Source organism: Pseudomonas shirazica (assembly GCF_015168335.1).
Taxonomy (GTDB): Bacteria; Pseudomonadota; Gammaproteobacteria; order Pseudomonadales; family Pseudomonadaceae; genus Aquipseudomonas; species Aquipseudomonas asiatica.
The window spans coordinates 2,414,589-2,427,081 of the sequence record NZ_CP063456.1 but is presented as its reverse complement, the minus strand read 5'-3'; the positions used below and the strand labels follow the sequence as shown (position 1 = coordinate 2,427,081).

General features: G+C 65.7%; 9 protein-coding genes. 6 read left to right on the top strand and 3 right to left on the bottom strand.

Annotated elements, in window-relative coordinates:
- Positions 1-12 precede the first annotated feature (12 nt).
- From IMX18_RS10985 to IMX18_RS10975, 3 genes are all read left to right on the top strand, one after another.
- Positions 13-996: an SCO family protein gene (locus IMX18_RS10985; RefSeq protein WP_100413645.1), complete on the top strand. Its 984-nt coding sequence runs from the start codon at positions 13-15 to the stop codon at positions 994-996.
- An 81-nt stretch (positions 997-1,077) separates the two neighbouring features.
- A complete protein-coding gene (locus tag IMX18_RS10980; RefSeq protein WP_015270366.1) occupies positions 1,078-3,399 on the top strand; it encodes a putative bifunctional diguanylate cyclase/phosphodiesterase in 2,322 nt (773 codons plus the stop codon).
- A 241-nt stretch (positions 3,400-3,640) separates the two neighbouring features.
- Positions 3,641-4,591, top strand: coding sequence for a site-specific integrase (locus IMX18_RS10975; RefSeq protein WP_015270367.1), 951 nt, complete (start codon positions 3,641-3,643; stop codon positions 4,589-4,591).
- Here IMX18_RS10975 and IMX18_RS10970 read toward each other — a convergent pair.
- From IMX18_RS10970 to IMX18_RS10960, 3 genes are all read right to left on the bottom strand, one after another.
- The gene (locus IMX18_RS10970) at positions 4,581-5,498 is read right to left on the bottom strand and encodes an SMP-30/gluconolactonase/LRE family protein (RefSeq protein WP_224765931.1); all 918 of its coding nucleotides are present in this window, start codon (positions 5,496-5,498) and stop codon (positions 4,581-4,583) included. The genes IMX18_RS10975 and IMX18_RS10970 overlap by 11 nt on opposite strands.
- Positions 5,499-5,663: 165 nt before the next feature.
- Entirely contained in the window at positions 5,664-6,803 is a 1,140-nt protein-coding gene (locus tag IMX18_RS10965; protein ID WP_015270369.1) for a glycerate kinase, read from the bottom strand.
- Between the two features lie 222 nt (positions 6,804-7,025).
- Positions 7,026-8,123: a sugar diacid recognition domain-containing protein gene (locus IMX18_RS10960; protein ID WP_015270370.1), complete on the bottom strand. Its 1,098-nt coding sequence runs from the start codon at positions 8,121-8,123 to the stop codon at positions 7,026-7,028.
- A 163-nt stretch (positions 8,124-8,286) separates the two neighbouring features.
- Here IMX18_RS10960 and IMX18_RS10955 point away from each other — a divergent pair, with 163 nt between their 5' ends.
- The 3 genes from IMX18_RS10955 to IMX18_RS10945 all read left to right on the top strand — a co-directional run bounded on the left by IMX18_RS10955 (position 8,287) and on the right by IMX18_RS10945 (position 12,416).
- Positions 8,287-9,615: an MFS transporter gene (locus IMX18_RS10955; protein ID WP_217190360.1), complete on the top strand. Its 1,329-nt coding sequence runs from the start codon at positions 8,287-8,289 to the stop codon at positions 9,613-9,615.
- A gap of 198 nt (positions 9,616-9,813) precedes the next feature.
- Positions 9,814-11,334 (top strand): FAD-dependent oxidoreductase, encoded by a 1,521-nt coding sequence (locus IMX18_RS10950; RefSeq protein WP_217190358.1) that lies wholly within the window; start codon positions 9,814-9,816, stop codon positions 11,332-11,334.
- Between the two features lie 71 nt (positions 11,335-11,405).
- On the top strand, positions 11,406-12,416 hold the full coding sequence (locus IMX18_RS10945; RefSeq protein ID WP_015270373.1) for an aldo/keto reductase: 1,011 nt from the start codon (positions 11,406-11,408) through the stop codon (positions 12,414-12,416).
- Positions 12,417-12,493: the final 77 nt, after the last annotated feature.

Genomic DNA, 12,493 nt, shown 5'->3' with positions numbered 1-12,493 from the left:
GAGGACCGCATCATGTCCGGTTCATGGCGTTTCCTGCTGGTGCTCTCGCTGTTCGCAGCCAGTATCCCGTTCTGGCCGTTGCAACCACAGCAACCCGTGGCCGAGGAAGCTGAAACTCCCTGGGGCGCCGATTACTTCCCCAACATCCCGCTGCTCACCCAGGACGGTGAGAAGGTGCATTTCTTCGACGACCTGATCAAGGACAAGGTGGTCGCCATCAACTTCATCTTCACCGGCTGCTCCGACTCCTGCCCGGTGGAAACCGCGCGCCTGCGCCAGGTGCAGAAAATCCTTGGTGACCGGGTCGGCACGGACATCTTCCTTTACTCCATCAGCATCGACCCCTACAACGACACCCCCGCCACCCTCAAGCGTTACGCCGAAAAGTTTGGTATCGGCCCCGGCTGGACGCTGCTCACCGGCGAGCCGGCCGATATCGAACAATTGCGCCGCAGCCTGGGCCTGTACATCGATGGCCTGGAAAACGGCCGCTCCAAGGACCACAACCTGAGCCTGATCATCGGCAACCAGGCCACCGGCCGCTGGATGAAGGCCTCGCCCTTCGAAAACCCGTACATTCTCGCCGACCGCCTGGGCAACAGCCTGCACAACTGGAAACAGGCCAGTGCCATGGCCAATGACTACGCCCAGGCTCCCGAGGTGCGCGCACCCAGCAGTGGCGAGCAACTCTTCCGTACCCGCTGCTCGTCCTGCCACACCCTGGGCAATGCCGAGCCAGGACAACCCGGCATCGGCCCCGACCTGCTCGGCGTGACCCGCCAGCGTGATGCCAACTGGCTGACCCGCTGGCTGAAGGAGCCCGACCAGATGCTGGCCCAGAAAGACCCCCTGGCCATGCTGCTGTACGAACAATACAACCGCGTGGCCATGCCCAACATGCGCCTGGGCGATACCGAAGTCAGCGCGCTGATGAGTTACATGGAGGAAGAAACTGCGCGCCTGCAGACGCCGCTGGCCGATAAGGGAAATCCTTAAAGGCAATTGGCCACCAGTCATTAGGCTGTCATCTTACTGTCGTATTTTTCGACCATCACCCAGGGTCGGGAACTATCAGCAGTGATTCGCCGTTCGCTTTCATCCGCCAGCCTTCTGCGGCTGCTGATCCTGATGCTCTGTGCAGCCACCCTGGCCTTTGTCTGGGGACTGCATGTTTCGCAGAAGGTTGCCGCCCGCCAGGACGCGCTGTCGGCCAAGGCCGCCGAGCACCTGAACCTGGCCAGTATCGTTGGCGAAAGCCTGCGCCAGTTGGTGGATCGCGCCCAGGCCGTGGGCCGGGTCGCCCAGGACGACATGAAGATGCTGAGCCAGGGCAGCGTCAGCCTGGCGCGCATGCTTGCCGAAGACCCGGTATTCAAGCGCATGAGCCTGTACGACCGGCAAGGCCGGCTGTTGTCGGCCAGCCATGCCGACGAGGCCGCCGAGCTACCCGAAGACTGGCTGCGCCAGCTGCAGCGGCACGTTGCCCGCTACGGTTTCAAACCGTTCCTGCCCAGCGTGCAGCCCCCCGGGCAAGCGACCACCGTGCCCAACCGGCACCTGCCCTTCCTGCTACCGCTGACCAACCTGCCGGGTCGCGAAATCGACAATATCCTGGTGGTGCAGCTGGACATCGGCTACCTGGCGGTGCTGCTGCAGCACATCGACCTGGGCGGCAGCGGGCTGGTGCGCCTGCTGCAGGATGACGGCCTGGAGCGGGTGCGCATCGATAGCAGCGGCGTGGTGGCCGGTGACGCACTGCTGCCCGGGCTGCCGGACAGCGGCAGTGAAGCAGGCATGCTGACCCAGTACGCGGCCGGCGCCCCCTACCAGAGCCTGTACCGGCGCCTGCCCGAGCGGGGTTTCAGCGTGGTGGTCAGCCAGCGCCAGGACGAAATCCTCGCGCCTTCGACGCTGGCCTATTCCCGGCAGTTCTGGTTGAACCTGAGCATGACCCTGATGATCCTCGCCAGCCTGCTGTGGACCTTGCGCCTGTTGCGCAAGCGCCAGGAGGCCTTCAGCGCGCTGGAACAGGCGCAGCAGGTCAACCAGCAGTTGATCGACCGCCTCGAGGACGAACATCGGCGCAGCAGCCATGCCGCGGCCACCGACCACCTCAGCGGCCTGCACAACCGCCGCCAGTTCGTCGAGGTGGCCGGCCAGGTGCTGACCCGGCAACGCGGCAAGCGCCGGCTGATGGCGATCCTGTTCATCGACATGGACCGCTTCAAGTCGATCAACGACTCGCTCGGGCACAAGATCGGCGACCTACTGCTGCAGGCCGTTGCCGGGCGTATCCAGCGCCTGCTGGAGCCCGGCGACGAGGCTTCGCGCTTTGGTGGCGACGAGTTCGTGGTGCTGCTGGCCGGCGAGCGCAGCGAGGAGCAGATCAATGCCTGGGTCCGCGTACTGGTGCAGAAGCTGTCGGCCACCTATGCGCTGGACGGCCAGGAGGTCAACACCAGCCCCAGCGTGGGCGTGAGTATCTGCCCGCGCGACGGCCAGGACATCGACAGCCTGATCCGCAGTGCCGATGCCGCGATGTACTCGGCCAAGCAGGCCGGGCGCGCGCAGTACCGTTTCTTCGACCCGTCGCTGAACCTGGCCGACATCCACGCCTTCACCCTCGAACAGGCCTTCGGCAGCGCCCTGGCCGAGCGCCAGTTCGTGCTGCACTACCAGCCACAGATCCGCCTCGACACCCAGCAGGTGCTGGGCTACGAAGCGCTGGTGCGCTGGGACCACCCCGAGTTCGGCCTGCTGTACCCGGACCGGTTCATTGACCTTGCCGAGCGCAGCGGCTTCATTGTCGAGCTGGGCTGGGAGGTGTTGCGCCTGGCCTGCGAGGCCCTGTCGGGTTGGGACGCCCAAGGCCGGAAGACGCGGCTGGCGGTCAATGTATCTGCGCTGCAGCTACGCCAGGCAGACTTCGCTGCACGGCTACTGAGCGAACTGCAGCAGTACGCCATCGCCCCGCAGCGGCTGGAGCTGGAAATCACCGAAACCACCATCCTCGACCCCGAAGGCACGGCGGTGGCGCACCTGCACACCCTTCGCGACGCCGGCCTGGGCATCAGCCTGGACGATTTCGGCCGCGGCTACGCCGGTTTTGCCCACCTGCATTCGCTGCCGCTGAGCAAGCTGAAGATCGACCGCTCGCTGATTGCGCCGCTGTCCAACAGCCACGACGACAGCCCGATCGTGTCGTCCACCATCATCCTTGCCAAACGCCTGGGCCTGGAAGTGGTGGCCGAAGGCGTGGAAACCCGCGAACAAGTGGTGTGCCTGAAGCTTGCCGGCTGCGATATCGCCCAGGGCTACCACTTCAGCCGGCCGCTGTCACCGGCGCAGCTGCGTGACTACCCGCTCTTCAACGGTGTCGAGGACAAGGCCTGCGTGTAATGGAGGCCCTGGCGAATCCGCCAGGATGAATCGATCATACCTGACGCGCCACGTCTGTAGGAGCGGCCTTGTGTCGCGATCGGGCCGCAAAGCGGCCCCAGCAGTATTCGCGTAAACACTAAAATCAGAGGGGCCGCTTCACGGCCCGATCGCGACACAAGGCCGCTCCTACAGGGACCGAGCATGTATTAGGAACCCATTTCGGTTTATCGTGTGCCCATCATCCACTTGCACCCGCACCATGACCGACATCGAGCGCTACCTCCGCGCCGCCACCCGTGACAACACCCGGCGCAGCTACCAGGCCGCCATCGAGCATTTCGAAACCCACTGGGGCGGTTTTCTCCCGGCCACGGCCGAGAGCATCGCCCGCTACCTGGCCGACCACGCCGACCAACATGCCGTCAGCACCCTGCGCCAGCGCCTGGCGGCGCTCAGCCAATGGCACGTCGCCCAAGGTTTCCCCGACCCGACCAAGGCGCCGCTGGTGCGCCAGGTGCTGCGCGGCATCCGCACCTTGCACCCGACACCGCCCAGGCAGGCGGCGCCGCTGTTGCTGCAGCACCTGCAAAGCGCAGTGCAATGCTTCGAAGAAGAAGCCCGTCAGGCCCGCGAACAGCATGACCTGGCCTCCCTGCGCCGGGCGCGTCGCGACGCTGCGCTGCTATTGCTGGGCTTCTGGCGCGGTTTTCGGGGTGATGAGCTGGCACGCCTGCGCGTGGAGCACATCCAGGCCGAGGCCGGCGTCGGCATCACCCTGTTCCTGCCACGCAGCAAGGGCGACCGCGAAGCCCTGGGCGTACAGCATCGCACCCCGGCCCTCAAGGCCTTGTGCCCGGTCACGGCCTACCTGCAATGGCTGGAAGTCGCCGGCATCGCCCATGGGCCGGTGTTCCGCAAGCTCGACCGCTGGGGCAACCTCGGCGACACCGCGCTCAACAGCAACAGCCTGGTCGGCCTGCTGCGGCGCATGCTGGAGCGCGCCGGGGTACCGGCGGCGCTGTATACCGGCCACTCGCTGCGCCGTGGCTTTGCCACCTGGGCCACGGCCAACGGTTGGGAGTTGAAGGCGCTGATGAGCTATGTGGGCTGGAAAGACGCAAAGTCGGCGTTGCGATACATCGACGCAGCGCAGCGCTTTGGCGAACTGGCCGTGCTACCGGCCAGCCAGGCGCAAAAGCTTATTCCTTGAAGGTGTGACGGGCGATGCCGCCAATTTCCGGGTTGATGGCATACAGGTCACCAGCGTCGGGGTAATGGTGCAAGTCTTCAGCACTCATGCCCAAGCGCGCGGTGCTGATGAACAAGGTATTCATCCCCTCCCCACCGAAGCAGCAACTGGTGGGGCACGGCACTGGCATCAGCACCTGGTCGGTGAGGTGGCCATGGCGGTCATAGCGTAACAGGCAACTGCCATGGTACTGGCACACCCACAGGCCGCCGTCACGGTCCAGCGCAAGGCCGTCCGGCCGCCCCAGTTCGGCAGGGGTTTCGGCAAACAGAGTGACCGCGCCAAGCCGGCCTTCGGCCAGGTAACTGGCGCGGTAGATCGAGCGCGCCGCCGAGTCCACGAAGTACACCGTATGGCCGTCCCGCGACCAGGCCAGGCCGGTGGGCAACGCCATGTCGTCGTGGATCACCTGATCATTCAACTGCCCGTCAAAGCGGAACAGTGCCCCGGTGTTGCCGCTCAGGGCATCGTCCATCAGCCCGGTCACGAATCGGCCCTGCGGGTCGCAGGCGCCGTCGTTGAAACGGTAGGTCGACCGCGGGTGAACCGACACCGAATGCCGGCGCACCTTGCGCAGCGACACGTCGAAGATGGCCACGCTGGCGTCTTCGGTGAAAATCAGGTTGCCCTGGTCGGTCAGCGCCAGCGCACCAATGCGTGCCGCGGATTCGTACAGGCACTCGGCCTGGCCATCAGGCGTCAGGCGGTTGATTCGCCCGCCGGAGATATCGACAAAGTACAACGCGCCGCTGCCTTCATCCCAGACCAGGCTTTCGCCCAGGTCGGCGCGGGTGCTGGCGACGTTGACTGGCACGTAGCGGCATGCCTTGAGGCGGTTGCGCAACTCGCCCACCTCCGCCAGCGTCATGGAACAGGCCAGTCCCAGGCCCTGTGCGGCATCGGTAAAGACCGCAACGTTATCGTGGAAAGGCTCTGTGACGGGCATTTGCTGGCTACCTTCGATTCTCCTTTCTACGATAACAACAAAAAAATCAATGACCAAGCGCGGGGTGCGGCAGACTGCAGCGGTCGATCAAGTTCGCGTTGCGCAGCGCCACAGCCGCCCGATATCACAAGCCCGCGCCCGCAGCAGCTCAGCAGCATTGGCACAAGCCTGCTCCAGGCTCATCGGCCCGCTGGCCAAGGCAAAGGCAGCGTCGACGCCATGGGCATACAGCTGCTGGTAGCCTTCACCCAAGGTGCCGGCCAGCACCACCACCGGCACCCCATGGCGCTTGGCAACCCGAGCCACCCCCATCGGCGTCTTGCCACGCAAGGTCTGGGCGTCGAAGCGCCCTTCGCCGGTCACTACCAGGTCTGCACCTTGCACCATGGCATCCAGGCCGGCCAGTTCGGCCACCACTTCCACCCCAGGGCGGAACTGCGCGCCCATGAAGGCCCGGGCTGCGAACCCCATGCCACCAGCAGCGCCACAGCCTGGGTAGTCCCGCACATCCTCACCCAGCAGTTGCGCACAATGGTCGGCAAAATGCCCCAGGGCCTGGTCCAGCGCCTGCACCTGCTGTGGGTTGGCGCCCTTCTGCGGGCCGAAGATTGCCGATGCGCCGTTGGCGCCACACAGCGGGTTGTCGACGTCTGCCGCGACTTCGAACTGCACCTCGGCCAGGCGCGGGTCGAGGCCGCTGGCATCGATGCGGGCCAGCTTGGCCAAGGCCAGGCCGCCCTGTTCCAGTGCTTGCCCGTCGGCGTCCAGCAGGCGCAGGCCCAGCGCCCGCAACATGCCGCTACCCGCGTCGTTGGTGGCACTGCCACCGATAGCCAGCACTACCCTTTGCGCGCCCGCGGCCAGGGCGGCGGCAATCAGCTCGCCGGTACCCCAGGTGCTGCTGCGGCAGGCATCGCGGCGGCCAGTGGGCACCAGTTGCAGGCCACTGGCCTGGGCCATTTCGATGATCGCCGTGCGGCTTTGCGGCAGCCAGCCCCAGCCCGCCTCCACGCTTTGCCCCAACGGCCCGCGTACCGTCTGACGACGCAGCTCGCCGTGGCTGGCGGCAAGAATCGCATCCATGGTGCCTTCGCCACCGTCGGCCATCGGGCACTCGACCAGCTCGGCCTCCGGCCAGGCCTCGGCCAGGCCCGCCGCGATGGCGCGAGCGACACCGGCGGCGTCGAGGCTGTCCTTGAACGAGTCGGGGGCAATGACGATCTTCATGGGGTTTCTCCTGTCCTGATGAGCGGCATGCTGACAGGTGGCTGCAAAGGTGGCCTCGGTCAAATGCACAAAATGCCGGGCGGGTTGTTTGGGCAGATGCCTTTCACCTGCCCCGGCCCTATCGCCGGCAAGCCAGCTCCCACAGGTTCAACACAGGCCTGAGAGCAGCATGCATCCAGTGGGAGCTGGCTTGCCGGCGATAGGGCCGGGGCAGGCGGCCCTTCAGTCGGCAGGCAGCAGCTGCAACCCCAGGTACAGGCTAAGCATCCCTTCCATGCGCAGCGGGTCGACCTCGCCCAGCTCGGCAATCCGCTCCAGGCGGTAGCGCAAGCTGTTGCGGTGGATGCCCAGGGCATCGGCACAGGCCTGGCTCTGGCCGTCATGGGCACACCAGGCGCGCAGGGTGGTGAGCAATTGCCCGCTGCTGTCCTTGCTGCGAATACGTTGCAACGGCTCCAGCAATTCATCCAGCGCATCATCGTTGCGATGCCGCCACAACAATGCCGGCAACCGGTAGCGCTGCAGGCTGAGCAAGCGCTCGCCGGGCAGTACCTCGCGCCCATAGGCCAACAGATCGCGCACCCGGCGATAACCCCGGCGCAGTTGCTCCAGGCTTTGCGCGACACTGCCCAGGGCCAGCCGCTCCACGTCCCAGCCATGGCGCTGCAGGCGTTCCAGCAGGCGAGGTTCGTCCAGCGCCACACCTGCCGGGCGACACCACAACAACGACTGGCGGGCCGGGCTTACGCACCAACTGTCCGGGTAGCGGCTCATCAACCATGCCGCCAGGGTTTCGGCGGCTGGCCCCGAGGCCAGCTCGAACAGGCACGGTACCCGCGGCAGCTGGGGCTTGAGGCCCAGTTGCCGGGCCTCGTCGAGCAACCGGGGGGAATCGCCGCTGCCGCCCAGCAGCAGGGCCAGCAAATCGTCACAGCGCTGCCGTCGCCATTGCTGGTCGGCCTGCAAATGGCGCTGGGCCAGCAGCATTTCGGCGGTCATGCGCACCAGCTCGCCATAGGTGCGCACTTGTTGCGGGTCACCGGTCAAGCCGAGTACGCCCATCAATCGGCCATCCAGCATCAGCGGCAGGTTCACCCCAGGCTGCACGCCCTTGAGGCACTTGGCAGCGTCCGTATCCAGTTCGACGATGCGGCCGTTGGCCAGCACCAGTTGCGCACCCTCGTGGCGGGTGTTGATACGCTCAGGTTCGCCACTGCCGAGGATCAACCCCTGGCTGTCCATGACATTGACGTTGCATGGCAGAATGGCCATCGCGCGGTCAACGATATCCTGCGCCAGGTCATGGTCGAGTTCGAACATTGAGCGGTCCTTTGGGTGTCAGGGATTTGGGCTCGGGCACAGCAGCCCGGTGCAAGTGCTGTGCAAAAGCACAAAGACAGGCACGCCGCAGTCCCCGAGACTCGTCAGGGCGAGCGCCGGAACAGGCGACGCGGCGACAACCATAACAACAGAGAACCCGATCATGGCATACAGCCCCGCCCCTGACCAAGGCACGGACACCACCCGCAACGCGCTGTACCGGCGCATCACCCTGCGGCTGATTCCGTTCATTTTCATCTGCTACCTGTTCAACTACCTGGACCGCGTCAACGTCGGCTTTGCCAAGCTGCAGATGCTCGACGCCCTGAAGTTCAGCGAAACGGTGTACGGCCTTGGTGCCGGCATCTTCTTCATCGGCTATGTGCTCTGCGGCCTGCCGAGCAACCTGGCGCTCAACCGCTTCGGCCCGCGGCGCTGGATCGCGCTGATGATGATCGCCTGGGGCAGCCTCTCCACCTGCCTGCTGTTCGTCACCACGCCCACCGAGTTCTACGCCTTGCGCCTGTTGACCGGCGCCGCCGAAGCCGGCTTCTTCCCGGGCGTGGTGCTGTACCTTTCGCGCTGGTTCCCGGCGGCCCGCCGCGGCCGCATCATGGCGCTGTTCATGTCGGCGATCCCGGTATCGGGCCTGCTCGGCGGGCCGTTCTCCGGCTGGATCCTCCAACACTTCGCCGCCGGCCAGCACGGCCTGGCCGGCTGGCAATGGATGTTCCTGATCCAGGGCCTGCCGACTGTTGCCCTGGGTGTACTGGCGGTGTTCCTGCTCAGTGACGGCTACCAGAAAGCCGCCTGGCTGAGCCCGGCCGAACGTCAGCTGATCGCCGCCGACCTGGACGCCGATGCCGCCAGCAAGCCGAGCACCACCGGCGACGGCGTGCTCGCCGTGCTGACCAACCCGCTGATCTGGACCTTCGGCTTTGTCTACTTCTGCATCCAGAGCGGTGTGTATGCGATCAACTTCTGGCTGCCGTCGATCATCAAGAACATGGGCTTCGACAACCCGCTGCTGATCGGCTGGCTCAGCGCCATCCCGTACCTGCTGGCCGGCGTGTTCATGATCCTCTGCGGGCGTTCGGCCGACCTGCGCAACGAGCGCCGCTGGCATCTTGTGGTGCCGATGCTGATGGGCGCCATCGGCCTGCTGATCGCGGTGAACTTCGCCGGCAACCCGGCCATCGCCATCCTCGGCCTGTCGATCGCCACCATGGGCGCGCTCACCGGCCTGCCGATGTTCTGGCCGATGCCCACGGCGCTGCTCAGCGCCGGCGCGGCTGTCGCGGGCCTGGCGATCATCAACTCGGTGGGCCAGATGGCCGGCTTCCTCAGCCCGTACCTGGTCGGTTTCATCAAGGACCAGACCGGCTCGACCGATGCTGCGCTATATTCGCTGGCGGCGTTGATCGTGCTGGGTAGCCTGGTGGCCTTGCGGGTTACCCGGGCTGGTGCGCTGAGTACTGCAAGCGCCAGTTGAACCCATTCGCGGGCTCGCCCGCTCCCACAGGATCACCACAAGCTCGAACGCTGTGGTATCCCTGTGGGAGCGGGCAAGCCCGCGAAGAGGCCAGCCCAGGCCACATAAAATCCACACCCTCCACCGATCGTCAGCTCAACGCATCCCCTCCCCAGCCCAGGCGTCAAATGGTTCCAAAGGTCCCTTTGGAGAACCCCCATGACCCAGCACGCCGTAGCTCGCCTGGCCCAACTCGACGAACACCGCCCCCTGCGCGTCCAGGCCGGCAGCGAGGAGATCATCCTCATCCGCCAGGGCGACCAGGTGCACGCCTACCAGGGCAACTGCCCCCACGAAGGCGCGCCACTCAATGAAGGCGTGGTGTGCGGCGGCCTGCTGGTGTGCCCCTGGCACAAGGCCGCGTTCGCCGTGGACGAGGGCGCGGTCTGCGAGCCGCCGGCCCTGGCCGACCTGCGTCGCTACAAAACCTGGCTCAAGGGCGACGAGGTCTGGGTCGACGACCAACCCCTGCCCAGAACCGAGCCGCCCCGCCACAGCGACGCCCGCTGTTTCGTGGTAGTCGGCGCTGGTGCCGCGGGCAGTGCCGCAGTGTCCACCCTGTTGGCCCATGGCTTTGCCGGCCGCCTGGTCTGGATCGATCAGGAGCGCCAACCAGCCTACGATCGTACTTCCCTGAGCAAATTCGTGATCGCCGGGCAGATGCCGCCCGATGAAGTGCCGGCCCTGCTCGAGCCCGACGCCCTGCGCAAGGGCCAGCTGGAGCGCAAGCATGGCAAGGTGCGCACACTGAACACCCAGAAACGCCAGGTCATCCTGGCCGACGGCCAGCAGATCGACTATGACGCCTGCCTGCTGGCCACCGGCGGCAAGGCGCTGCGGCCCGATATCCCGGGCGTCGACCTGCCTGGGGTATTTACCCTGCGTTCACGGGAGGATGCCGCGCACCTGCTGGATGCTGCCGAGCCCGGCCAGCCGGCAGTGATCGTCGGCGATGGCTTCATCGGCCTGGAAGCCGCGTCGGCCTTGCGCAAGTACGGCGTGCAGGTGCACCTGATCACCCGCCATGAGGTCCCCCTGGCCCGGCAACTGGGCGAGCGCATTGGCCGTAGCATCCGCGAGTTGCACGAACGCAAGGGGGTCACCTTCCACGGCCCTACCGAGGTCGTGCGGATCGAGGGCCAGGGCAAGGTCGAGGCCGTGCTGCTGGCCAACGGTGAGCGGCTACAGACGCCATTGGTGCTGCTGGGTACCGGGGTAAGACCTGCGACCGCGTTCATTCAGGGCGTGCTGCTGACCGAGGACAAGTCGGTGCAAGTGGACGCTGAAATGCGCGCTGCAGATGGCCTGTGGGCCGCGGGGGATATCGCCACCTTCCCCCTCAGCGGGCGCCCGGTGCGTATCGAACACTGGCGGCTGGCCCAGCAACATGGGGTGATCGCCGCGGCCAACATGCTCGGCGAGCAGCGCCGCTACGCCGACGTACCGTTCTTCTGGACCTACCAGCACGGCCGCACCTACGAAGTACTGGGCCACGCGCGGGACTGGAACCGTATCGAGTTCGTCGGCGAGCCGGAAAAAGGCGACTTCATTGCCTTGCAATGCGTGGATGAGCGGGTCGAGGCAGTTATCGCCAAGGGCTATTCCGATGCCATGGCGACGCTGTCGCAACGCCTGAAGCGCCCGTTGACCTTGCAGGAGGCCTTGGCGCTGATCGGCTGAAGCTGCCTTTCATTGCGCCCCGGTTGTGTGTAAAACGGGTAGATCTGCCGACTGCACAAGGACCCAAGCGCATGATCTACCGCCCCCTCGGCCACAGTGGCCTGCAGGTTTCCGCCCTTACCCTGGGCAGCATGATGTTCGGCGAGCAAACCAGCACCGAAGACGCCCTGCGCATCATCGACAAGGCCTGGGACCAGGGCATCAACTTCATCGACACCGCAGACGTTTACAACGCCGGGCGTGCGGAGGAAATCGTCGGCGAAGCGGTGGCCCGTCATCGCCATGACTGGATCGTGGCCAGCAAGGTCGGCTTTGGCCCGGCCGATGGCCTTCCCAACCGCAGCGGCCTGTCGCGCAAGCACATCTTCAATGCCCTCGATGCCACGCTGACGCGCATGGACATGGACTACCTGGACATCTACTACCTGCACCGCGAAGACCACAAGGTGCCGCTGGAGGAAACCGTGCAGGCCATCGGCGACCTGCTGCGCCAAGGCAAGATCCGCTACTGGGGCGTGTCCAACTTCCGCGGCTGGCGCATCGCCGAGGCCTGCCACATTGCTGAGCGCCTGGGCGTGCCCAGGCCGGTGGTGAGCCAGCCGCTGTACAACATCGTCAATCGCCAGGCCGAACCGGAGCAGCTCACCGCTGCGGCCGCCCATGGTCTGGGCGTGGTGCCATTCAGCCCGCTCGCGCGGGGCGTGCTCAGCGGCAAGTATGCGCCGGGGGCGGTACCGGATGCCGGTAGCCGTGCCGGGCGCCAGGACAAGCGCATCATGGAGGTGGAATGGCGGCAGGAGTCGTTGGCCATTGCCCGGCAGATCCAGGCCTATGTGCAAGCCAAGGGCGTGGGTATCGTCGAATTCGCGATTGCCTGGGTACTGAACAATCGGCTGGTCAGTTCGGCGATTGTCGGGCCGCGGACCGAAGAACAGTGGGATACCTATGGCGGGGCGCTGGCGGTGAAGATTACCGCGGAGGATGAAGCGTTCATTGATTCGCTGGTCACGCCGGGGCATGCCTCGACGCCGGGGTTCAATGATGTGGCGCATTATGTGAGTGGGCGGTTGGCCCGTAGCTGATCGCTCTCCTGTTCTGGCCTCTTCGCGGGTAAACCCGCTCCAACAGGATTGCCCATGACTCCAGGGCCTGTGCAACC

Excerpts from the sequence above, each read along its gene's own strand:
- IMX18_RS10955 (WP_217190360.1), top strand. The coding sequence starts at position 8,287 with ATGGCATACAGCCCCGCCCCTGACCAAGGCACGGACACCACCCGCAAC.
- IMX18_RS10945 (WP_015270373.1), top strand. The coding sequence starts at position 11,406 with ATGATCTACCGCCCCCTCGGCCACAGTGGCCTGCAGGTTTCCGCCCTT.
- IMX18_RS10970 (WP_224765931.1), bottom strand. The coding sequence starts at position 5,498 with ATGACGCTGGCGGAGGTGGGCGAGTTGCGCAACCGCCTCAAGGCATGC.
- IMX18_RS10975 (WP_015270367.1), top strand. The coding sequence starts at position 3,641 with ATGACCGACATCGAGCGCTACCTCCGCGCCGCCACCCGTGACAACACC.
- IMX18_RS10965 (WP_015270369.1), bottom strand. The coding sequence starts at position 6,803 with ATGAAGATCGTCATTGCCCCCGACTCGTTCAAGGACAGCCTCGACGCC.
- IMX18_RS10960 (WP_015270370.1), bottom strand. The coding sequence starts at position 8,123 with ATGTTCGAACTCGACCATGACCTGGCGCAGGATATCGTTGACCGCGCG.
- IMX18_RS10985 (WP_100413645.1), top strand. The coding sequence starts at position 13 with ATGTCCGGTTCATGGCGTTTCCTGCTGGTGCTCTCGCTGTTCGCAGCC.
- IMX18_RS10950 (WP_217190358.1), top strand. The coding sequence starts at position 9,814 with ATGACCCAGCACGCCGTAGCTCGCCTGGCCCAACTCGACGAACACCGC.